Consider the following 21,673-nt stretch of genomic DNA (forward strand, 5'->3'; position numbering starts at 1 on the left):
CACACCTAGGCAGCGCGCCTAGCCGCGGCAGAAAACTTAGCCTCGGCAGCTCAGCCACCGTGGCTCTGTCAGTGGGAGCCGACTCGATCTGCTTAGCCTCAGCAGGTCACGTCAGGTCTGGTCAGTGCGCTTCCGCCTTGCGCGCGCAATCGATGCACAGCGTCGTATATGGGCGCGCCTCAAGCCTCGGTCTGCCGATCGCGTTTCCACACGATTCGCACATCCCGAACTCATTCTTCTCAATGCGCTCCAGGGCTGCATCAAGCTCGCGCAGCTCGTTCTCACCCTCCGTCTGGAGGCCCGTGAGCTTCGACCATTCGTCCGACATCGTCGGACCCTCGGGGTCGTGCTCGTCGTCGTTGGTGCCCTCGCCGAGTGATTCACGCACCTCGCCGAGCGCCTCGTCATTGGCACGCATCAGATGAACCAATTCATCTCTCCGACGATGCAGAACGTCAGAGAAATGCTCCAGGGTTGCGTCGCTCAGTCGTGAAGTGGCCATAGACCATCGTGACATATGGCGAGCGAAACCGGCGGGATTTTCGCTACCAGACGACGTCCCGTCACAACGTCGTACGCTGGATATGCACGGTATCTCCCAGCGAAAGCGAGCAGAAATGAGCGAATCCCTCGCCCGCCTGCGCGCTGACGCGCGTCTCGAACTCGACGTTTTGATCGAGCACCACTCTCGTGACGGCGAAGACCCGTGGGAGTTCCTGCAGCATCTCCCGACCGTCGACCAACTGGTCGTCAGAGCCCTGCGTGACGAGGAGCTCGACCGTACGGGCAAGACAGCCGAGTTTCTGCTCGCCCGCTTGGGCGAACAGACACAACGACCGGATGCTGCCCGCCTGCGTGCCGAGGCGGACCGCCTTGAGTACACAATCCTCCGCGACATCGCCCACCAGCATCCGGAACTCACCCGTGCCGTATGGACACTCGCCGGCTCCCTCGACCATGCCCAGATCTCGCCCGCTGAACCCGCGACCAGGCGAGGTGAGGACTGAGCCGCTCCGTGTGCGCTCAGGCAAGGTCACGCCGTCTCCACGTAGAATCGGCTGAGCCCTCGCCCGTCGCGTGGGGCTCGCCAACACTATGACTCCTCCTTCGACTCTCGCGCGTGCGGCCATCGTCGCTGCCGTCGGCCTGTCGTCTCTGGCCCTGACGCCGGCCTCGTCAGCCGCTGGTTCGTTCGCGATGGCCACGGAGTCGGAGGACGTCGTTGTTCTCTCCGTCGAACTCCTGGACACCCCTCTTCCGCCCGATGGCGAGATTCGCGCGAGCGTGACAGTCACCAACTCGACTGAGAATTCACTGCCGCCTGGTCATGTTGTGCTGTCCGCCGGTGATGAGCCGTTTGGTTCCCGCGCGGATCTCAGCACCTTCCTCGACGAGTCATCGCCAGATACCTTTTCGACGACGACCCTCGACACGCTTGACGTTCCCTCGATCGATTCGAACTCGACCTGGACGAGCACGCCGATCACCGTGACAAGCGACGATCTTGATCTGCCCGACACATTCGGGGCATATTCCTTCGCAGGCACATATGTGTCAGGCGATGTCACGGCGCAGTCGCGGGACGCTTTCGTCTCTGAGGCAGGCACCGTTCCAGACACTCAGAGGGTCACGGTCGCCGTACCCATCACTCTTCCCCCGAACGCTGACAGCCTTATCAGCGCTGAGGATCTCGAGGCCTACACGTCGGAGTCCGGGCTTCTCACGCGCCAACTCGACGGTGTTCTCGGCCATACAGTCGCTCTGGCGATCGATCCGCGCATCATCGCCTCGATTCGGGCGCTCGGGTCAGCGGCGCCGGAAAGTGCCACGACGTGGCTCACCACACTGGAGAACTCGGGTCACGATATATTCCCCCTGCAGTATGCGGACGCCGACCCGACTGCTCAACTGCAGGCCGGAGCATCTTCTCTGCAGCAGCCGACGTCGCTGGCGTTCGGCATCGACCCTCAGAACTTCAGCCCGCCAAATGAGGACGAGGCCCCCGAGACCCCCACGCCAACGGACACAGACACACCGAGCCCCAATGATCTCGGATCAACACCGAGCCCCACACCCACGGTCGATCCCAACGGAGTGCCCAGCCTCGACGCACTTCTCGACTTTCCGTACACATTCCCGACAGCTATCTGGCCCGCTGATGACACCGTCACCGCCGGCAACCTGGCTTCATTCGAAGACCTCGGGTACGGCCCTGTCATTCTCGCGTCATCGAATACCTCCGTCGGCGCGCACACATCGGTGAACGCCCGCACTGCACTTGGTGACACGACCGCCTTCATTGCCGATTCCGCCGCATCTGCGGATCTTCGACGCGCGGCAACGTCAGCGAGTGAAACGGGGCAAAGCGATGCCATCGCGGCGCTCGAAGCAAAGCTGGCGGTCATGGCCGCGGAGCCAGGAGCGCACGATCGCAGCATCCTTCTCACCCTGGATCGCACGTATCCGTCAAGCGCGGAGCGCATGTCCTCGGTGCTTTCATCGCTCGAGTCTGCTCCCGGAGTGAGCATCGCTCCGCTCAGTTCCCTCGAGGAATCCGACACGACAGACGTCGCCCTTGTCGACAAGAAGCAGTCGGACGATCGAATTGCGGCCTTCACGCGTCTGAACAGCGCCGATGACGACATTGCCTCATTCGCGACGGCATTGGAGGACCCGAGCGTACTCATCGGCCGTCATGACGCCGCGAAGCTCACTGTCTCGTCCATCGGATGGCGTTCCGACCTCGATGGCTGGGCGGATGCTGTCACCGAGTTCGAGGAGGGGACGCAGGACGTGCTCTCGTCAGTGACGATCGTGCAATCCAGCCCGATCTTGATGATCGCCGATCAGATCTCCATCAAGATCTCGGTGCGCAACAGTCTCGACCTTCCCGTGCAGGTCGTGATGAAGGCGTCGCCAGACAACCCGCGGCTCGCCGTCGAGTCATCGAAGCTTACAGAGATCCCTGCCAAGACGCAGCAGACTGTCGCGATCCCCGTGACGGCTCGACTCGGCAACGGTGACGTGAATCTGCGTCTCAATCTGTACTCGGCAGATGGTGTCGCTCTCACCGGCAGCTCGACGGTCCCCGTGACGGTGCGCGCCGACTGGGAACGCATCGGCACCATCATTCTCATCGGCGCTGTCGTTCTGCTGTTCGTCTTCGGTGTCATTCGCACGGTTCTCCGCCGCCGCCGTGAGCGCACTGACGGCACCGCACCCATCGACGAACCGGATGAGGACTCGAGCGACCCGTCGGACGATCACGCCGATGATGAGACGACCAAGGGGCACGACGATGGCTGATCCCGCGCCGAAGGGCCGCGATTCGATCGGGCGTGCCAGCCTGTTTCTGGCATCCGGCACCGTTGTTTCACGACTGCTCGGCTTCGCCAAGGCGGTGCTCCTTGCCGCAGCGATCGGCAGTGTCGGCAGTGTGAGCGCCGACGCGTTCGGCGTCGCGAACGCACTTCCGAATCAGATTTACTCGATCGTTGCCGGGGGAGTGCTCAGCGCAATTCTCGTCCCCACCATCGTTCGTGCGATCGTTGGCAAAGACCGCGGACAGGCATACATCAACAAGCTTCTGACCGTCGCGCTGGTTCTGCTCATCGCCGTGACGCTCGTTGTCACTCTTGCGGCGCCGTACATCGTCAATCTCTATCTGTTGAGCGGCGACATCAATCCAGAAGCACGCGCCCTCGCCACGGCGTTCGCATACTGGTGCATTCCGCAAGTGCTCTTCTACGGCCTCTACTCACTCGTCGGTGAGATTCTCAACGCCCACAAGCTGTTCGGACCATTCACCTGGGCACCGGCGGTCAACAACATCATTGCGATGGCGGGCCTCGTCACCTTCATGATGATTTTTGGGGCAGATGCTGCGGGAACACGTCTCGTCAGCGACTGGTCACCGCACATGATCATGGTTCTTGCCGGATCCGCCACGCTCGGCATCGCGGCCCAGGCCCTGACGTTGTTTTTCTTCTGGCGCCGCATCGGTCTGTCTTACCGACCCGACTTCCGGTGGCGCGGCATCGGCCTGCGCGCCACGGGCAAGCTCGCCGGATGGACTTTTGCCTCTCTCCTGCTCACACAGCTGGGCGGCCTCGTTCAGACGAACGTGGCCATGCTCGCAACGGGGCAGGGTGCGTCGACGTCGGCCCTGCAGAACTCGTGGCTCATCATCATGCTTCCGCACTCCGTCATCGCCGTTTCCGTGGCGACGGCGTATTTCACCCGGATGGCCGAGCACGTGCACGCGGGACGGGTTGAGCGCATGAAAGAAGACGTCGCTCGCGCCGCCCGGCAGATTACGCTCCTCGTCGTGCCAGCTGGTGCCGCCATCGGGGTTGTCGCACTTCCCTTCTCGAGCCTCTTCAACGGCACGTACGCTCAGGCCGGTCAAATGGCGGCGGTCGTTCTTGCCTACCTGGGAAATCTGCTGCCGTTCACGCTGTTGTTTGTCGTGCAGCGCACGTTCTTCGCTCTCGGAGACACCCGTACGCCTTTTCTCTCCGCCGTCGTACAGGTAAGCGTGTTCGTTGCCCTCTGTCTGTTCTGCTCGACACTGCCTCCCGAAACGATCGGTGTCGGGCTCGCAGCATCCATTTCGCTTGCCGGCGTCGTGCAGCTGATCGTCGGCTACCTTTTACTGAGACGCAAGATCGGCGGTCTCGGCGCACGCCCGGTCTTGCTCACCATCGCACGCTTCATTGTCGCCGCGCTTCCCGCCGCCGCTGTGGGCTGGCTGATCACCTGGCTGCTCGGTGCGACCGTCGACGGGGGTTTCGCCGTCGGATCGGTACTCGGTGCCATCGCAACGATGGCTCTCGTCGGTCTCGCCATGGCCGTCGTCTACTTCGGCGTCCTCATAGCGATGCGCACACCCGAGCTCAAGGGCGCGCTCGCCCCGCTGAAGCGCCGACTCGGTCGATAGGCCATCTGAGAACGCGCGCCCGCACTGATCATGAGATTCCGGATGCTGCGTGCAGCCCGCCTGCAGGTCACGCACATCCGCCCGGAATAGTTGCTGACTACACTGTGTTCTACTCGTCAGAACGACAACGTCAGGAGTCTTGGTGCACAACGTCATCATCATCGGGTCCGGTCCCGCTGGCTATACCGCGGCGATTTACGCGGCGCGCGCAGAGCTTGAGCCGATCGTCATCGCCAGTTCTGTCGAGGCCGGCGGTGAGCTGATGAACACCACGGATGTCGAGAACTTCCCCGGCTTCCCCGAGGGGATCCTCGGCCCGGACCTCATGGGCAAGATGCAGGCACAGGCCGAGCGTTTCGGCGCGAAGGTCGTGTACGACGATGTCGATTCGGTCGACCTCGGCGGCCCGGTCAAAACCGTCAAGACGATGCTTGGCGACACGTATGAGGCACGTTCCGTCATCATCGCAACAGGTTCCGCGTACCGCAAGATCGGCATCCCCGACGAAGAACGCCTCTCCGGTCGTGGTGTGAGCTGGTGCGCCACGTGCGACGGATTCTTCTTCAAGGGCAAGACGATTGCGGTCGTCGGCGGTGGCGATTCGGCCATGGAAGAATCGACGTTCCTGACTCGCTTCGCCGAGAAGGTCTATGTCGTGCACCGTCGCGACAGCCTGCGTGCATCGAAGATCATGCAGGAACGCGCATTCAGCAACCCCAAGATCGAGTTCGTCTGGAACAACGAAGTCGTCGGCATCGACGGAGAGAACGCGGTGACGGGTCTGACCCTGCGCAGCACACTCGATGGCTCAGAATCGACGCTCGACGTTCAAGGGCTCTTCGTGTCGATCGGAAACGACCCGCGTACGCACCTTGTTCACGGTCAGCTGGACCTCACAGCCGAGGGAACGATCGCCGTCGAGGGTCGGTCGTCCAAGACGAACATCCCCGGCGTCTTCGCCGCGGGCGACGTCATCGACCCGACCTACCGTCAGGCTGCGACGGCAGCGGGCAGCGGAACCGTTGCCGCACTCGACGCCGAGCATTACCTGGCGTCTTTAGCTGAGGCTGGCGAGCCCGACGCCGGCGCTGATCAGCTCGCCGGGCACGTCGCTTGACGTCCATTCACTGAGACCCACACAGCACAGACCCACACAGAAGGAGACACAATGACCGCTCGAGACGTAACCGAGCAGACTTTCGAGGCAGAGGTCTTGAAGTCTGAAAAGCCCGTTCTCGTTGATTTCTGGGCCGCATGGTGCGGACCGTGCCGCATGGTGTCGCCGATTCTTGATGAGATTGCCACCGAGAACAGCGACAAGATCGACATCGTCAAGGTGAACGTCGACGAGAACCCCAACCTCGCGATGCAGTACCAGATCACCTCGATCCCCGCCATGAAGGTCTTCAAGGCTGGAGAGGTCTCGACGTCCATCGTCGGAGCCAAGCCGAAGCCTGCTCTTGAAGCCGACCTCGCCGCCTACCTGTCGTAGCCGACGAGACCTGATCGACCCGTCCGGCATACCGGACGGGTCGATTGTCGTTAACCCGGCTTCCGCCCGCCTCGTCCTGCGGAACGCCTCAACGCGACTACCATGATCACTGAGAAGAAACGGATTCACGTGACACAACAAGGCCGACCCAGTTCACCCGGAAACAACCTCGATCCCTGGTTCTCCAGCTACGCCGCGCGCGCCGCCGGGCTCGCCGCGAGTGAGGTCCGGGCACTGTTCGCCGTGGCCTCGCGCCCCGAGGTCGTGTCACTGGCCGGTGGAATGCCGTACGTCTCTGCACTGCCCGAGGATCTCGTGACCGGCGCAATGGATCGCGTAATGCGCGAACAGGGCCCGACCGCGCTGCAGTACGGCTCTGGTCAGGGCGTCCCGGCGCTGCGTGAGCAGATCCTCGACGTGATGGCGCTCGAGGGCATCTCGGCTAGCGCCTCCGATGTCGTCGTGACCACCGGGAGCCAGCACGCTCTCGAGCTCTTCAGCAAGCTGTTCCTCGACCCAGGAGACGTCGTCATCTCGGAAGGCCCGAGTTACGTCACGGCGATGGTGATCTTCAAGAGTTACCAGGCTGAGGTGTCGCATGTGCCCATGGACGACGATGGCCTCGATCCGGAGGCTTTGCGCCAACGCATCGCTGCGCTGAAGGCCGAGGGCAAGCGCATCAAGTTTCTCTACACGATCCCGACATTCCACAACCCGGCCGGCGTCACGCTCGCCGAGCGCCGTCGTGCCGAGATTCTCGCGATTGCGAAAGAGAACGGCATCCTTGTTCTCGAAGACAACCCTTACGGGCTGCTGTACTTCGACAAAGAGCCGCCGCAGGCCCTGCGCTCGCTCGACGAGGACGGCGTCGTCTACCTCGGCACATTCTCCAAGACCCTGGCGCCAGGCTTCCGTGTGGGGTGGGCGCTGGCACCGCATGCGATCCGCGAGAAACTCATTCTCGCCAACGAGGCGGCGATTCTCTGTCCGTCGTCGTTCAGCCAGCTTGTGATCTCCGAGTATCTGTCGAGCGCTGACTGGCGTGGACAGATCGAGACGTTCCGCGGCGTGTATCGCGAGCGCAAGCAGACGATGATCTCCGCGCTTGAGGAGCACCTGCCGAACTGTACGTGGACGGATCCCAACGGTGGCTTCTATGTGTGGCTCACGCTTCCCGAGGGTCTGGACTCCAAGGCGATGCTCCCGCGTGCCGTCAAAGAGCTCGTCGCGTATACGCCAGGAACGGCGTTCTATGGCGATGGCGGGGGAGCGCAGAACATGCGCCTCTCGTTCTGCTATCCGACGTCCGAGCAGATCCGCGTCGGCATCCGACGACTCGCGAACGTCGTCAACGGCGAAGTCGATCTCCTCCAGACGTTCGGCGGATCCGGGACGCTGTCAGCTCATCGCACCTCATCAACATACAACGCTCCGCCGCCCAACATGTCGTGAGACAAAGATTGGAAGAAACCCTGATCATGACGGATAAATCCACACTCGACGTGACAGTTCTCGCAGGCGGGATCTCTCACGAGAGGGACGTCTCACTTCGGTCGGGCGCCCGTCTCTCTGACGAACTCCGGCGGGCGGGTCATCGCGTCACCATTCGCGAGCCCAATGCGACGCTGTTCGCCGATGTCGCAGAGAATGCCCCGGACGTCGTCTGGCCTGCGCTGCACGGGGCGAGTGGTGAGGATGGTGCTCTCCAAGCGCTCCTGCGCGCGCGCAGTATCCGCTACGTGGGCTCGCACTCAGAAGCAGCTGGACTCGCCTGGTTCAAGCCCACGGCAAAGGTGCTCGTCGATCGTGCCGGCTTTGCCACTCCGCGTTGGCTCTCGCTGCCGCAGGAGACCTTCCGCGAGCTCGGCGCGGGTGGAGTCCTCGGTGAGGTTCTCGCCGGCATCGGGACTCCTGCTGTCGTCAAGCCGGCTCAGGGCGGGTCTGCTCAGGGTGTGACGATCGTCGATGATGCGAGCGCGCTTCCCCGCGCCATGGTCGACGCTTACACATACTCTGACACCGCACTCGTTGAGCAGAAGGTGACGGGAGTCGAGCTCGCGATCGCCGTCATCGACACCGGTGATGGCCCGCGTGCGCTGCCCGCCGTCGAGATCGAGCCTGTCTCGGGTGTCTACAGCTTTGAGGCGCGGTACAACGCGGGGGAGACCATGTTCTACGCTCCCGCGCGCATCGATGATGATGTCGCCGACCGCGCGGCCAGCACGGCTGTGGAGATCCATAATCTGCTCGGGCTGCGTCACATCTCGCGCATCGACGTGATCGTGGATGCCGAGGGGACAGTGTGGTTCCTCGAGGCGAACATGCTGCCAGGCCTCACCGAGACCTCTCTTGTGCCGCAGGCGATCGAAGCGGCCGGGCTCACGCTCAGCGATGTCTACAGTGACCTGGTGGCGCGAGCGCTCGTCGACTAACCGTACTGGGGCACCGTACTGGGGTGGCATCGTACTCAGGCCCGCCCGGACTGCGGACTCCCGTGGTTTGCGGACCCACACCGTGCGCGGACTGACAGCATACGCAGAACGGCAGCATCGTCTGCCTGGCTCGGTCATCGAACTGGTTCTCTTTTGAGACTGGCTCGGTACTTGAGCTGGCTTAGTTCTTGAGCTATCTCGGTACCCAGACCGGAACGGATCTCAGACCGGCACTTTCTCAAAGTGGTTCCGCGAAGTACCCTCGCGCAGAATGCGGTGGCCGCGCAGAATGTCTCCAGTGACGCACTCCTGTACGGGTGATGCTCTTCTATGCTGACAGTGGTTTTCGGCGCTTGAGGCAGGGCTATTTCCCGAGCAAAATTGCGATCTCACCACGCGCATTCAAGGCAGAATCGGGATTTGCGCAGTCCGAGATGCTGAGTTGTGGTTCCCGTACACAAAGAAAGAGCGAGGCGCCACGTGACGCCCCGCTCTCCGTGCTCACGCACCGGTTTCTGTGTCATCCACTGTAGGCGTCTTCGCCAATCTCCTCAAGGATCCTGTTGAGATCGGAAATCGTCGCGAAATCCACCACGATCTGGCCTTTTTTCGCTCCGAGTGTGACTTTCACACGTGTATTCAGACGATCACCCAGGCGCTCACCTACCGAATCGAGCTGCCCACGACGCGACCCCGGCTTGGGCTTCGGCTTTGTGCCCGCGGTCATCCGTTTCGCCGCTTCTTCGGCCGCTCGAACGGAGAGATCTTCATTGATGATCTTCTCTGCCAGACGACTCATCAGCTCCGGAGTGTTCACCGACAGGATGGTCCGTGCGTGGCCCGCACTGAGCACCCCGGCGGCCACACGTGTCTGCACATCAGTGGGCAGACGCAGCAGACGAATCGTATTCGTAATCTGGGGGCGTGATCGTCCAATTCGATCAGCCAACTGCTCCTGTGTAATCCCGAAGTCGTCAAGCAGCTGCTGGTACGCGGACGCCTCTTCAAGGGGATTGAGCTCAGAGCGATGCAGGTTCTCCAGCAGAGCGTCCCGGAGCATCGCATCGTCTGAGGTGTCCTTAATGACAGCAGGGATGCTCTCCAGGCCCGCCTCTTTAGCGGCTCGCAACCGCCGCTCACCCATAATGAGCTCATAGATGCCGGCGGACGCGTCGTGCGTGCGCACAACGATCGGCTGGAGAACACCGAACTCGCGAATGCTGTGCACGAGCTCGGCGAGGTCGTCTGGGTCGAAGTTGCGCCGAGGCTGACTCGCGTTCGGGATGATGGCGTTCGGATCGAGGGCAACCAACTGCGCCCCCGGTACGGCCTGAAGATCCGACTCCCGGGATGACTCGTCGGACTTTGGAGGTGACGCTTCCGGCTTCGTGGGGACTTCTACCGAAATCCCCCGAGCCGAATCCGGGAAGAACACGTCAACGGGCCTGTCCGATGTCGGTCCTTCCGACTGCGTTGGGATCAGCGCGCCGATTCCGCGCCCAAGTCCAGTTCGTCGAGTTGCCATTAGCGCTGTTCCTTCTTCTGAGTCGCTGCTCTGCCGGCGATCTCCGCCGCAGCTTCGAGATATGACACGGCACCGATGCCGTTCGGATCGTGACTGATAACGGTCTGCCCAAAACTTGGGGCCTCGGAGATACGAACAGCGCGCGGGATGACCGATTTCAGTACTTCATGTGGAAAGTGCGCACGAACGTCCTCCGCCACCTGGTTAGCAAGATTGGTGCGGGAGTCGAACATTGTCAGAAGAATGGTCGAAAGATGAAGCACCGGATTCAGGTGCTTCTGGATCAATTGGATGCTGTTAAGCAATTGACTGAGGCCCTCGAGGGCATAGTATTCACACTGAATCGGAATGAGCACTTCGGTCGCGGCGACCAACCCGTTGATCGTCAGCAGCCCGAGTGACGGCGGGCAGTCAATGAAGATGTAGTCCCAGGGGGAATCCGTGGCGTTCGCTCGTTTTACGAATTCATCGAGAGCCGTGCGGAGGCGATGTTCTCGTGCGACCTGCGAGACGAGTTCAATCTCGGCACCCGCCAGATGAATGGTCGAGGGAACACAATAGAGCTCATCGAACTCAGGACTCTTCTGAATGACATCCTCGAGCGGAAAGTCATCGATGAGCACGTCATAGACGCTCGGGACTTCTGAGGTGTGATCAACACCCACCGCGGTTGACGCATTGCCCTGTGGATCAAGATCGATGACAAGCACCTTGAGCCCGTGCTTCGCGAAGGCGGCGGCAATATTGACGGTGGTAGTGGTCTTGCCGACCCCGCCCTTTTGATTCGAGACCGTGAAGATCCTGGTACTCTCGGGGCGCTCTACCGTCACCTCGTTGAGATAACGTCGTCGTTCCGTCAACGCTGCGAGTTCTCGGGCCAGGGGAGTGGACGCGTCGAAACCAACCTCCGTCATGCGGCAGTCACCACTTCATCCCCATGTTTCACGTGAAACCCTCCGTCGAAACCGTACTTACCAACTGTACGCGTTTGCGGCGCAGCGTGCATGCCTGATTCATCCCGTATCGTCCTAGAGCCTGTACGCTCAACACCATGTTTCACGTGAAACATGAACGCCCCAACAGACCATAATCCGTCTGGTTTTCCGGACGCCACCGACCGTATCCTGACGAATTCTCCGTGTCAGCGAGAGGCCGACGAGTCCCAAGCGTCGCGGAGAATCGCTCCTGTGCAATTTCGAACCTAAAACTGCAGGTCAACGGAATTTTCGAGCTTTCTCATAATTCGTCTTCTTCGAGCGCATTTCCTCGCCTTAATCGCCTCACCGTGGGCCGCCGCAGTTGGCATACCGTGCGGCCGGCTAAACTCACCAACCCCAATCACGTGAGGCGATAGTAGACGCTTCGAGACGCAGCACGGTCGGCAGAGGCCTGCAGCGCGTTGCGTGCTCACTCGTGAGCTCATATGCAGTTCACGGCGGGTACTGACGTCGCGTACGTGGGGCGACAACCGACGATCCCAACGGAGGCGAATAGAGAAGGGAGGGCGAAAAGCGGGCTCCAGGAGATGGAAGGACCTGAGTGGGCTTCCGGTGAATGCTGGCGCGGCACCCGCCGGTTCGCATGCACTCTCAATCTCGGTCAGCGATCATACGTGCAGGAGAGGACGCCGCCAAGCGCGGCAGGGAAAGCGGGTGTTAGGGGATCGGAGTCACTTGACCGACTCTGCATTCACCACGGGCGGCGGAATGTACCTTGCCCACAAAACTGCACTCGCACACGCTCTGCCTGAACGAGCGGCCGCGCTGTGTCCGTGACAGCGTGGCCGCAGTCTTCAGCCTTCAGGACTCAGCACTGAGAACTCACAACTCACAACTCACGCGACGATTCCCACTACAGTGCCCGCCCCTCGCCACGGCAGATCGGAACAAGAACTTAAGCGCCCAGAGCACGAATGAATGACGGTACGCGTGTCGGTCTCCGTCATACTGCTCGCAATCACGTACTCCATATTCCGCGTCTAAAGCCAGCAAGACCACGCCGTGAGCAGCCTCCCTCAAACACATTCTTCGTGCTCGCATCGACCCCGAGCGGCAACCCTGAGGCTCAATGTTTCACGTGAAACACATAGCCAGAAGTATCCACAAGTCCCTGAAACTTGTGGATAACTTCCGGAGATAGCATCGGACCGATCCCGCCATACCCGCGGGAACACGCGGAAGTTGGGGGTCTATCCACAGGCAGTCTCGACCTCGGGATAACCAGAGATATCCACAAGGGAAGATCCCTAAGAGGAAACTACGCGCGCACATCCCCACGAATGACTCGAGTCGGCTCAGCAATCACGCCTTCGCCGATAAGCTCAACCCGCGGTCGTGAGATCCTAAATTTACGAAGCTCCTTCTGAGCTGCATCGATTTCGGCCTGAGCATTTGCACCCTTCAGCAGGAGCAGCTCACCGCCGTCGCGAACCAGGGGAGCGGTCACCTTGAGGAGCTTACGAAGAGCACTGACCGCACGAGCGGTCACCTGGTCGAGAGGCTGGGGGAGCACCGCATCCTCACCCCGCGCTCGCACCACACTGACATTGTCCAATTCGAGCTCCTCCACCTGCTCGGAAAGCCAGTTGACGCGGCGCTCCATGGGCTCGATCAGTGTTACGTGAACGTCAGGACGCGCAATCGCCAGAACGAGCCCGGGTAACCCTGCACCGGATCCGACATCACCCAGGTGCCCCGGTCGTACAAGTGGGCTGAGGACACCGCTGTTCAGAATATGGCGCGTCCACAGTCGCGGCAGCTCAAGAGGTCCGATCAGGCCACGTTCTTCGCCGTGGCGCGCCAAGCTCTCAGTAAAGTGCCGAACCACGGTGAGCCGTTCGCCAAAAACAACGCTTGCCTCTGCCGGCTCGCGTTCAAGAGCGGGGGAGTGGTCTAAAGATTCAGTCATCGTGTTTCACGTGAAACATTCAACGCCGAGTAATGACCGTGTGGCGTGCGCGTCCCTCACCGTGCGACTCCGAAACGAAACCGCGCTCAGCAACGATATCGTGAACGAGCTTGCGCTCGTAGCTGGACATCGGCGGGAGATCAGCCTCGGAGGCACCCGCATCGATACGGCTGATCGCCTGATCCACGAGGTTCGTCAGCTCAGCCTGGCGGGCCTCTCGAGATCCAGCGACGTCAAGAATCACACGGGAGAACTCGCCTGTCTCACTCTGCACAGCCAGACGGGTCAGTTCCTGGAGCGCGTTGACAACGTCCGGCTTCGCAAGGCGCGACAACTCACCATCGGGATCCGAAACAGATACGTACGAACGGTCGTTGCGCACCTCGATGTCGATGTCACCACCAAGGTCACAGATGTCGAGGAGCTCCTCGATGTAGTCGGCAGCCGCGTCGCCTTCGCTCTCACGTGCGTCGACGGGCTGGGAGTCATTCATCGTCTCGGACATATCTATTTCTTCCCTTTGGAATCGGGCGACTTCGGTTTCTTGCCCGGATTGTTCGTTTGTTTCGGCTCTGGCTTGGGGGCAGGCTTCGGTACCGGCTTCCCCTGCTGCGCGAGCTTCTTCGCACGATTCTTACTCACGGGCTGCTGACGCTGAGCAGGCTTGTTCTCTTCGACAACAACAGTGTCGTCACCTTTTGCCAGCTTGTCGAGCTTTCCCTTGCGCGCAAGACGAGCCTCGCGCTCACGCGCGGCTTCAGTGCCAGGCATCGGCATGTTCCGAATGATGATGAACTGCTGGGCCATCGTCCAGATATTCGAGACGAGCCAGTAGAACATCACACCCAGCGGGAACGCGAAGCCCGAAAACAGGAACACGAAAGGGAGAAGATACAACAGGATGCGCTGCTGCTTGAACATCGGAGACGCCTTCGTCTCTTCCGAGATGTTCTTCGACATAATCTGAAGTTGTGTGAAGAACTGCGACGACGTCATGAGCACAACCATGATGGCCGCGATGACCATCACACCCACCGCGGGCGGCGTCGCGTTCATCGCATCCTGGAAGCTCGAGTGCAGCGGAGCGACATCGAAAAGCGACGCGTCTCCGAACAACGAGGCAAGGTCCTGATTCAGAGGGCCCACCCCTCGCTTGCCGCCCGCTGCCTCGCGAAGGACGGAGAAGAGGGAGAAGAAGATCGGCATCTGCACGAGGAGTGGCAGACAGGACCCCATCGGGTTCGTTCCTGTGTTCTTGTAGAGCGCCATGGTCTCTCGACTCATAGCTTCGCGAGACATCTGATCCCGCTTGCCCTTGTACTTGTCCTGAATCTTCTTGAGCTGCGGAGCGACCTCCATCATCTTCCGCTGGTTCTTGATCTGCTTGACGAACAGCGGGATCAGAAGGGCACGCACAACGAGAACGAGGCCCACGATCGCCAGCACCCATGTGAAGCCGGCAGCCGGATCCAGCCCAAAAAATGTGAAGAGAGCGTGGAAAGCGACGAGGATCAGCTCCACCGCCCACTTGAGCGGCCAGAGGATCGTACCGATGATGTCCATGGAGCGATCAGTTCTTTCTGTCGTTGGGGGAGACCACGAACCCGCGAGGGGTCACGGCATAACGGAAGTTCTTCTTGGCAGGAACGTCATCGATTCCTCCAGTTGCCCAGGGATGACAACGCAGGATCCGCCTAATACCCATGACTGACCCAATCACCACTCCGTGGATCTGGATCGCCTGAAGCGCGTATGCGGAACAGGACGGGTAATACCTGCAGACATCGCCATAAAGCGGAGAAATCACGGTTCGATACGCGTGCAGGAGTGCCACGGCAACATTGCGCGGTACAAGCAGGAGCATCCGGATCAACGACATCATCATCGGGCCGCCTGTGCAACAGCATGAACAACGTCCGCCTTCAGGTCAGCAAACGATGCAACAGCAGCCGAAGGCTTCGCGCGAAACACCAGGTCACAGCCAATAAGCGAACCATTCTGCCCGAGATCGCCGTGGACAGCTTCGTATGCCAGTGCTTTCAAGCGACGACGCACACGGTTTCGCGTGACAGCGTTACCGACCGTTTTCGCAACAATGAACCCGAATCGTGGTAGCCCACCATTCGGGTTCTTCGTTGTGTAGATCACGGTACTCCCGCCAACGCTGCGTCGACCTCGGCGCACGACGTGCTTGTAGTCAGCAGCGCTCGTGATCCGGTGTTCCCTGTCGAGCACTGTCGGCTGATCGCGGTCGGTTACGCAGAGAGCTCGGAGCGACCCTTGCGGCGACGCGCCGAAACAATAGCGCGCCCTGCGCGGGTGCGCATGCGGGCACGAAAACCGTGAACCTTGGCGCGACGACGGTTGTTCGGTTGGAACGTTCTCTTGCTCATGATCTCTCCTGAAGGACACCCGACACGCGAAATGGCATCGAGGAAGCTGTGGCCCGAGCACATTCGGGCTGCGTCAACTGATTAAAACTACGTGTTCACGCAGGTTCGGTCAAACTCTGCGCCACCAAAAGGGCAATTATCCACAGCTTTCACAGACTTACACGGAGCGACACGCGCGATCGCGCCAACCGGAATGCCGCGGAATTTTGCCCTCACGTGTCTCTGAGACTAGCGTGATGTGATCAAGTTATCCACAGCCTGACCTCAGTCGCGCGTGCCGACACAGACCCGGTGGGGTTAAATCAGTGGATAACGCTGTGGATAAGTATGGGGGAACCAATGTCAGACGAGCAACAGGATGTTGCGGGCACGTGGCAGATCGTGCTGGACGCACTCGCCGAAGACGATCGCATCACACCACCGCTTCAAGGTTTCCTGAGTCTCGTCGTGCCGAAGGGCATCATGGGTGGCACTTTCTATCTCGAAGTTCCCAATGAGTTCACGGCCGGACAGCTGAATGCGCGCATGAGGGCACCCATCCTCCAGGCTCTCGCCGGCACGATCGAGAAATCCCACGGAGCTTCGACCTTCGCCGTCGTGGTCAATCCGGAAATCATCGAGCAGGAATACGACGTAGCACCCGACGCGAGACCGGAACCGGTCGCGTCAACTCCCCAACCCGAGCAGCAGTCGTACTCTGTTCCGGCGAATGTCCTCCCCGCCAGACAGAACGACACCCGTCTCAACGCGAAGTACTCGTTCGACAATTTCGTGATCGGCCAATCCAACCGCTTCGCGCACGCAGCCGCCGTCGCGGTTTCCGAGGCACCGGCCAAGGCATACAACCCGCTCTTCATTTACGGAGAGTCCGGGCTTGGCAAGACCCACCTGCTTCACGCAATCGGGCATTACGCCATGAACCTCTATCCCGGCATCCGCGTTCGCTATGTCTCGAGCGAAGAGTTCACCAACGACTTCATCAACTCCATCGCCAACAATCGCGGTCCCGAATTCCAGGCGCGCTACCGCGATATCGACATCCTGCTGATCGACGACATCCAGTTTCTGCAGAACAAGGCAGAGACGCAGGAAGCGTTCTTCCACACCTTCAACACTCTCCACGACCACAACAAGCAGGTCGTCATCACAAGCGATCTGCCACCCAAGCACCTCACCGGTTTCGAAGATCGTATGCGTTCTCGATTCGAGTGGGGCCTCATCACTGATGTGCAGGTTCCCGATCTCGAGACGCGCATCGCCATTCTGCGGAAAAAGGCACAGAGCGAGCGTTTGCAGATTCCCGATGAAGTGCTGGAGTTCATCGCCTCAAAGGTATCGAGCAACATCCGCGAGCTCGAGGGAACACTCATCCGCGTGACGGCTTTCGCGAGCCTTAACCACACACCCGTTGATATGTCACTTGTGCAGACCGTGCTGAAAGACATCATCACGCTCGACGAAGACAACGTGATTTCTCCGGTCGACATCATCAACACAACCGCCGCCTATTTCAAGCTCACCGTCGACGATCTCTACGGGTCGAGCCGCTCCCAAGCAGTCGCCACGTCGCGTCAGATCGCCATGTATCTCTGCCGCGAGCTCACGAACCTCTCGCTGCCGAAGATCGGTCAGCTCTTCGGAAACCGTGACCACACGACGGTGATGTATGCGAACAAGAAGATTGGCGATCTGATGCAGGAGCGCCGGTCGATCTACAACCAGGTCACCGAGCTTACGAGCCGCATCAAACAGGGAAACCGCTGACCGACCGGGACTTTTGTCATGCCCTGTGGATAACTTGTGGAGAAGATCCGGACAACATGCGCCAACATGGGGACAAAACGGCTCGTCCTGTGAATGACAAGATCGTAGCCACGCCTCCTCACATCCGTGTCATCACGCGGATCCCACACCAGTTCAACAACTCACACGCATGTAGTTCCCTCATAACTTCCGGCGTGTCGAGACTTATCCACAGTTTCCACAGCGGTTAAGCCCGTTAAGAGAATTACTTAAAGACTCATCCTGCAAGAACCTTCACCCAGACCGGACCGAATTCCTGCGTGACATGTTTTCTGCCCACGTTGTGGGGCTAGCATGGTGTGCGACTTGTCCGTCGAGTTCGACAGGGGTACCACGTGCGTTTCAGCGTCAACCGCGATGTCTTGAGCGAAGCAGTCTCATTTGCCGTCAAATTGCTCCCACAGCGCACAACGCTGCCCATTCTCAGCGGGGTGCTGATCGAAACGACGGATGCCGGCTTGCGGCTCTCAAGCTTCGACTATGAAGTCTCCTCGCAGACCGAGATCGACGCCGACGTCGAAGAAGAGGGCACGATCCTCGTCTCGGGTCGCCTCCTCGCAGACATTGCCAGCAGGCTTCCGAGCGCGCCCGTGAACTTCACCACAGACGACAACAAGATTCTCGTGACGTGTGGGTCAGCGAACTTCACACTCCTGTCGATGCCGGTCGAGGAGTATCCGACCGTTCCCCAGGTGGAGGGTCCGACAGGTCTCGTGCCTGGTGAGGAGTTTGCGACGTCAGTGGCACAGGTGGCCGTGGCAGCATCCCGTGACGATGTGACCCCGGTGATTACTGGCGTGCAGCTTGAGGTAAGCGATAACAGCCTCGGCATGGTTGCGACAGACCGATACCGCGTTGCGGTGCGCGCCATCGACTGGGATGGCAGCAACATCACGACCGACGAGCCGCTCACGGCACTCGTTCCCGCGCGCACCCTTCAGGAGGTCGGAAAGACCTTCGGTCACGACGGCAACATCGCGATTTCGTTTGCGCACAAGGACGATCGCGAGCTCGTGTCGTTCTCGGTCGATCGCAAGACGGTGACCTCGCTGCTGATCAAGGGCTCATTCCCACCCGTGCGGCGCCTCTTCCCCGACAATGTCGAGAACCACGCGGTGATCAACACCGCGGAACTGATCGAAGCCGTACGTCGTGTCTCGCTCGTGCTTGAGCGTGAGGCCGCGTTGCGTTTCTCGTTCAGCATCGATGGACTCACGATGGAGGCCATCGGCTCCGAGCAGGCCCAAGCTTCAGAATCCGTCGACGCTCTGCTCACAGGTGAGGACATCGTGCTGTCTCTCAAGCCGTCATTCCTCATCGATGGCCTCAACGCGGTACGCAGCGAGTACGTGCGCTTCTCGTTCACGAAGTCTGAGAACACGAACAAGCCGGGGCCGATGCTCATCACAAGCCAGTCCTCGAAAGACCAGCCAGGAGCCGACAGCTACAAGTATCTGCTGCAGCCGAACCTGCTCTTGCGCTGATTTCAGCGATCGTCAATGAAAGGTGAGTGCGATGCACATTGGACTTGTCGGGCTCGGACGCATGGGTGGCAACATGCGCACTCGTCTGCGTGCCGCCGGCATCGAGGTCACCGGATATGACCCGAATCCCGAGGTGAGCGATGTCGCGAGCCTGGACGACATGGTCGCCGCACTTCCGTCTCCGCGCACCGTCTGGGTGATGGTTCCTGCGGGGAAGATCACAGACACCGTCATTGACGATCTGCACGACAGACTTGAGCAGGGCGATCTCGTCATCGATGGCGGGAACAGCAAATTCACTGACGACTTTCGACACGACGCGCTTCTTGAGAAGAAGGGCATCGACTACATCGATGCGGGCGTCTCCGGGGGAGTATGGGGGCTCGACAACGGCTACGGTCTGATGGTCGGCGGGCCGGCCGAGCAGGTTGAGCGTGTCATGCCGATCTTCGACGCCCTGCGCCCCGAAGGTCCGCGCGACGAAGGATTCGTTCACGCCGGCGAAGTCGGTGCCGGGCATTACGCGAAGATGGTGCACAACGGCATCGAGTACGCACTGATGCAGGCGTACGCGGAAGGTTTCGAACTGCTCGAGAAGCGCAGCGATCTGCTCAAGGACGTTCCGGGAACGTTCAAGGCATGGCAGCGCGGAACCGTCGTGCGGTCATGGCTTCTCGAACTGCTGGTGCGCGCGCTCGACGATGACGATGATCTGTCCGAGATCGAGGGTTATGTCGAAGACTCCGGTGAAGGACGCTGGACAATCGAAGAGGCGATCATGAACGCCGTGCCCGTTCCCACAATTTCGGCGTCGATCTTCGCGCGTTTCGTGTCGCGGCAAGAGGATTCTCCCGCGATGAAGGCCGTCGCGGCGCTGCGACACCAGTTCGGCGGTCACGCCGTCAAGAAGTCGGACGACTGACGGGCACGAGGCGAGACACGCGTCGTGAGGAACGTCACGTGCACCGCCTACGATGGAACGCGTGATCGTCACGCATCTGAACATCAGCGATTTTCGCAATTACGCGACCGCTGATGTGGCGCTGCAGCCCGGGGCGAACCTGTTCATTGGCCGCAATGGTCAGGGCAAAACGAATCTCGTCGAATCCCTCGGATATCTGTCGACGCTCGGCTCACATCGCGTCTCGCAAGACAAGGCAATGATCCGGGCGGGGCAGGACGCCGCGATCATCCGGGCGAAACTCCACCATGCCGGTCGCGACATGCTCGTTGAAGTGCAACTCAACCGTTCCGGGCCGAACCGGGCTCAGGTGAATCGCGGCGTCATCAAGCCGCGGGAACTGCCGCGCTACTTCTCCAGCGTGTTGTTCGCGCCGGAGGATCTCGGCATCGTCCGCGGCGATCCGGGCGCGCGGCGGCGGTTTCTCGACGAACTGCTTGTGCTGCGGTCACCGCGGCTCGCCAGCATCCTGGCCGATTACGATCGCACACTGAAACAGCGCAACACCCTCATGAAGTCGGCGCGGGCGACCGGTGTTCGTGGTGCGCAGCTCAGCACCCTTGAGGTGTGGGATGACAAGCTGATCGCGTTGGGTAGCGAAATCATCGACGAGAGGGTTGCCCTCGTCGATGCGTTGCGGGCGCCGATCGCCGACGCCTATTCGAAGGTTGTGGATGCTGACCACGGCGCAGCGCTTGAGCCACTGCTGTCGATCTTGGGCCGCGATGCCGATGATGACGACGCCCAGAACAGCCCGGATGCTGCGACAGCATCCGGAAATCAGACGACAGCTGAGCGGTTTCGCGCAGCTCTTGCGGCGCGGAGATCGCAGGAACTCGAGCGGGGCCTCACACTTGTGGGCCCCCATCGCGACGACGTGCTGTTCACGCTCAACGACCTTCCGGTCAAGGGTTATGCGAGCCACGGGGAATCGTGGTCATTCGCCCTCGCCCTCAAGCTCGCATCGGCCGAGCTGCTGCGCCGCGACTCGTTCGCGGGTGACCCCGTGCTGATGCTCGACGACGTGTTCGCCGAACTCGACAAGGGCAGGCGCTCACGTCTGGCCACAGCCATCGTCGATTTTGAGCAGGTCATCATCACGGCCGCCGTGATCGAGGATATTCCGGAACAGCTGACCGCTCACACCGTTCACATTCACGCCGGGACGATCACCGATGGCTGACAACGAGCGGGGCGGCGACCGTGAAACCGAATCAACGCGGGTCTATCTGAGATTCAAGGAGATCTTCGGCGGCCGGAAGCGGGGCGCGGGGCGCCGAAAGCGTGACACAGGAGACGGTCCCTCGAGCAAACCGTTCGGTTCGGGCCGGGACCCAAAGGGTATCGGCGATGTCATGAGCACACTGACGACGACTCTCGGCTGGGACTCGACGCTGTCGCAGGCCGAGCTGATCAACCGGTGGGCCGAGGTCGCGGGGGAGAGCACCGCGGCACACTCGGAACCGATCGGAATTGAGGGCGGCGTGCTCACGGTGAAATGCGATTCCACGGCCTGGGCGACGCAATTGCGGCTCATGCGGGTCGAGATCATGAACCGCATCGCGACGAGCTTTCCAGACGCGCGCATTGACAGCATCCGATTTCAAGGCCCCAACGTCCCATCATTCAAACGTGGCCTCAGATCGGTTCAGGGCCGCGGTGTGCGCGATACCTACGGTTAAGGTGACAAATCTGGTGGATATTGGCACGAAAGGCGCTCAAACGGGCGTTGAGCGC

21 protein-coding genes are annotated in these 21,673 nt (G+C 60.7%); 12 read left to right on the plus strand and 9 right to left on the minus strand.

Annotation, left to right across the window (positions count from 1 at the left end; genetic code table 11):
- Positions 1-121: 121 nt before the first annotated feature.
- Positions 122-502, minus strand: coding sequence for a TraR/DksA family transcriptional regulator (locus tag OK352_RS03600; RefSeq protein ID WP_265140020.1), 381 nt, complete (start codon positions 500-502; stop codon positions 122-124).
- 115 nt (positions 503-617) lie between these two features.
- Here OK352_RS03600 and OK352_RS03605 point away from each other — a divergent pair, with 115 nt between their 5' ends.
- The 7 genes from OK352_RS03605 (at position 618) to OK352_RS03635 (ending at position 8,863) form a co-directional block, all read left to right on the plus strand.
- Positions 618-1,007 carry a hypothetical protein gene (locus OK352_RS03605; protein ID WP_265140021.1) on the plus strand — a complete coding sequence of 130 codons (390 nt, stop codon included), beginning with the start codon at positions 618-620 and terminating at the stop codon, positions 1,005-1,007.
- Positions 1,008-1,095: 88 nt separating this feature from the next.
- Positions 1,096-3,306: a DUF6049 family protein gene (locus OK352_RS03610; RefSeq protein ID WP_265140022.1), complete on the plus strand. Its 2,211-nt coding sequence runs from the start codon at positions 1,096-1,098 to the stop codon at positions 3,304-3,306.
- Positions 3,299-4,939: a murein biosynthesis integral membrane protein MurJ gene (gene murJ / locus OK352_RS03615; RefSeq protein ID WP_265140023.1), complete on the plus strand. Its 1,641-nt coding sequence runs from the start codon at positions 3,299-3,301 to the stop codon at positions 4,937-4,939. Before OK352_RS03610 ends, murJ begins: the two co-directional genes overlap by 8 nt.
- 142 nt (positions 4,940-5,081) lie before the next feature.
- Complete coding sequence (gene trxB, locus OK352_RS03620; protein ID WP_265140024.1) at positions 5,082-6,056, plus strand: thioredoxin-disulfide reductase; 975 nt, start codon at positions 5,082-5,084, stop codon at positions 6,054-6,056.
- A gap of 51 nt (positions 6,057-6,107) precedes the next feature.
- Positions 6,108-6,431 carry a thioredoxin gene (gene trxA, locus OK352_RS03625; protein WP_265140025.1) on the plus strand — a complete coding sequence of 108 codons (324 nt, stop codon included), beginning with the start codon at positions 6,108-6,110 and terminating at the stop codon, positions 6,429-6,431.
- Positions 6,432-6,560: 129 nt separating this feature from the next.
- Positions 6,561-7,883: an aminotransferase-like domain-containing protein gene (locus OK352_RS03630; RefSeq protein WP_265140026.1), complete on the plus strand. Its 1,323-nt coding sequence runs from the start codon at positions 6,561-6,563 to the stop codon at positions 7,881-7,883.
- Positions 7,884-7,909: 26 nt separating this feature from the next.
- Positions 7,910-8,863, plus strand: coding sequence for a D-alanine--D-alanine ligase family protein (locus tag OK352_RS03635; protein ID WP_265140027.1), 954 nt, complete (start codon positions 7,910-7,912; stop codon positions 8,861-8,863).
- 520 nt (positions 8,864-9,383) lie between these two features.
- Here OK352_RS03635 and OK352_RS03640 read toward each other — a convergent pair.
- The 8 genes from OK352_RS03640 to rpmH all read right to left on the minus strand — a co-directional run bounded on the left by OK352_RS03640 (position 9,384) and on the right by rpmH (position 15,688).
- Complete coding sequence (locus OK352_RS03640; RefSeq protein ID WP_265140028.1) at positions 9,384-10,388, minus strand: ParB/RepB/Spo0J family partition protein; 1,005 nt, start codon at positions 10,386-10,388, stop codon at positions 9,384-9,386.
- Positions 10,388-11,302 carry a ParA family protein gene (locus OK352_RS03645; RefSeq protein ID WP_265140029.1) on the minus strand — a complete coding sequence of 305 codons (915 nt, stop codon included), beginning with the start codon at positions 11,300-11,302 and terminating at the stop codon, positions 10,388-10,390. Before OK352_RS03645 ends, OK352_RS03640 begins: the two co-directional genes overlap by 1 nt.
- A 1,342-nt stretch (positions 11,303-12,644) precedes the next feature.
- The gene (gene rsmG / locus OK352_RS03650; protein ID WP_265140030.1) at positions 12,645-13,295 is read right to left on the minus strand and encodes a 16S rRNA (guanine(527)-N(7))-methyltransferase RsmG; all 651 of its coding nucleotides are present in this window, start codon (positions 13,293-13,295) and stop codon (positions 12,645-12,647) included.
- 19 nt (positions 13,296-13,314) lie between these two features.
- On the minus strand, positions 13,315-13,800 hold the full coding sequence (locus tag OK352_RS03655) for a Jag family protein (protein WP_265140031.1): 486 nt from the start codon (positions 13,798-13,800) through the stop codon (positions 13,315-13,317).
- A gap of 2 nt (positions 13,801-13,802) precedes the next feature.
- Positions 13,803-14,858: a membrane protein insertase YidC gene (yidC, locus tag OK352_RS03660; RefSeq protein ID WP_265140032.1), complete on the minus strand. Its 1,056-nt coding sequence runs from the start codon at positions 14,856-14,858 to the stop codon at positions 13,803-13,805.
- A gap of 7 nt (positions 14,859-14,865) precedes the next feature.
- A complete protein-coding gene (gene yidD, locus OK352_RS03665) occupies positions 14,866-15,177 on the minus strand; it encodes a membrane protein insertion efficiency factor YidD (protein ID WP_372338076.1) in 312 nt (103 codons plus the stop codon).
- Positions 15,177-15,530 carry a ribonuclease P protein component gene (gene rnpA, locus OK352_RS03670; protein WP_265140034.1) on the minus strand — a complete coding sequence of 118 codons (354 nt, stop codon included), beginning with the start codon at positions 15,528-15,530 and terminating at the stop codon, positions 15,177-15,179. The genes yidD and rnpA overlap by 1 nt, the downstream gene beginning before the upstream one ends.
- Positions 15,531-15,550: 20 nt before the next feature.
- Positions 15,551-15,688 carry a 50S ribosomal protein L34 gene (gene rpmH / locus OK352_RS03675; RefSeq protein WP_265140035.1) on the minus strand — a complete coding sequence of 46 codons (138 nt, stop codon included), beginning with the start codon at positions 15,686-15,688 and terminating at the stop codon, positions 15,551-15,553.
- Positions 15,689-16,027: 339 nt separating this feature from the next.
- Between rpmH and dnaA the strand changes: the two genes are divergently transcribed.
- From dnaA to OK352_RS03700, 5 genes are all read left to right on the plus strand, one after another.
- The gene (gene dnaA, locus OK352_RS03680; protein ID WP_265140036.1) at positions 16,028-17,452 is read left to right on the plus strand and encodes a chromosomal replication initiator protein DnaA; all 1,425 of its coding nucleotides are present in this window, start codon (positions 16,028-16,030) and stop codon (positions 17,450-17,452) included.
- A 374-nt stretch (positions 17,453-17,826) separates the two neighbouring features.
- Positions 17,827-18,975 (plus strand): DNA polymerase III subunit beta, encoded by a 1,149-nt coding sequence (gene dnaN / locus OK352_RS03685; protein ID WP_265140037.1) that lies wholly within the window; start codon positions 17,827-17,829, stop codon positions 18,973-18,975.
- Between the two features lie 31 nt (positions 18,976-19,006).
- Positions 19,007-19,897, plus strand: a complete 891-nt coding sequence (gene gnd, locus OK352_RS03690; protein WP_265140038.1) for a phosphogluconate dehydrogenase (NAD(+)-dependent, decarboxylating) — start codon at positions 19,007-19,009, stop codon at positions 19,895-19,897.
- Positions 19,898-19,958: 61 nt separating this feature from the next.
- Positions 19,959-21,119, plus strand: coding sequence for a DNA replication/repair protein RecF (gene recF / locus OK352_RS03695; RefSeq protein WP_265140039.1), 1,161 nt, complete (start codon positions 19,959-19,961; stop codon positions 21,117-21,119).
- The gene (locus OK352_RS03700) at positions 21,112-21,618 is read left to right on the plus strand and encodes a DciA family protein (RefSeq protein ID WP_265140040.1); all 507 of its coding nucleotides are present in this window, start codon (positions 21,112-21,114) and stop codon (positions 21,616-21,618) included. Before recF ends, OK352_RS03700 begins: the two co-directional genes overlap by 8 nt.
- Positions 21,619-21,673: the final 55 nt, after the last annotated feature.

The sequence above is a fragment of the Microbacterium sp. MPKO10 genome, assembly GCF_026107415.2.
GTDB lineage: Bacteria > Actinomycetota > Actinomycetes > Actinomycetales > Microbacteriaceae > Paramicrobacterium.

What these genes read in the sequence shown, in the direction of transcription:
- OK352_RS03600 (WP_265140020.1), bottom strand. Translation starts at nt 502, where the DNA reads ATGGCCACTTCACGACTGAGCGACGCAACCCTGGAGCATTTCTCTGAC.
- OK352_RS03605 (WP_265140021.1), top strand. Translation starts at nt 618, where the DNA reads ATGAGCGAATCCCTCGCCCGCCTGCGCGCTGACGCGCGTCTCGAACTC.
- OK352_RS03610 (WP_265140022.1), top strand. Translation starts at nt 1,096, where the DNA reads ATGACTCCTCCTTCGACTCTCGCGCGTGCGGCCATCGTCGCTGCCGTC.
- murJ (WP_265140023.1), top strand. Translation starts at nt 3,299, where the DNA reads ATGGCTGATCCCGCGCCGAAGGGCCGCGATTCGATCGGGCGTGCCAGC.
- trxA (WP_265140025.1), top strand. Translation starts at nt 6,108, where the DNA reads ATGACCGCTCGAGACGTAACCGAGCAGACTTTCGAGGCAGAGGTCTTG.
- OK352_RS03635 (WP_265140027.1), top strand. Translation starts at nt 7,910, where the DNA reads ATGACGGATAAATCCACACTCGACGTGACAGTTCTCGCAGGCGGGATC.
- OK352_RS03640 (WP_265140028.1), bottom strand. Translation starts at nt 10,388, where the DNA reads ATGGCAACTCGACGAACTGGACTTGGGCGCGGAATCGGCGCGCTGATC.
- OK352_RS03645 (WP_265140029.1), bottom strand. Translation starts at nt 11,302, where the DNA reads ATGACGGAGGTTGGTTTCGACGCGTCCACTCCCCTGGCCCGAGAACTC.
- rsmG (WP_265140030.1), bottom strand. Translation starts at nt 13,295, where the DNA reads ATGACTGAATCTTTAGACCACTCCCCCGCTCTTGAACGCGAGCCGGCA.
- OK352_RS03655 (WP_265140031.1), bottom strand. Translation starts at nt 13,800, where the DNA reads ATGTCCGAGACGATGAATGACTCCCAGCCCGTCGACGCACGTGAGAGC.
- yidC (WP_265140032.1), bottom strand. Translation starts at nt 14,858, where the DNA reads ATGGACATCATCGGTACGATCCTCTGGCCGCTCAAGTGGGCGGTGGAG.
- yidD (WP_372338076.1), bottom strand. Translation starts at nt 15,177, where the DNA reads ATGATGTCGTTGATCCGGATGCTCCTGCTTGTACCGCGCAATGTTGCC.
- rpmH (WP_265140035.1), bottom strand. Translation starts at nt 15,688, where the DNA reads ATGAGCAAGAGAACGTTCCAACCGAACAACCGTCGTCGCGCCAAGGTT.
- dnaA (WP_265140036.1), top strand. Translation starts at nt 16,028, where the DNA reads ATGTCAGACGAGCAACAGGATGTTGCGGGCACGTGGCAGATCGTGCTG.
- gnd (WP_265140038.1), top strand. Translation starts at nt 19,007, where the DNA reads ATGCACATTGGACTTGTCGGGCTCGGACGCATGGGTGGCAACATGCGC.
- OK352_RS03700 (WP_265140040.1), top strand. Translation starts at nt 21,112, where the DNA reads ATGGCTGACAACGAGCGGGGCGGCGACCGTGAAACCGAATCAACGCGG.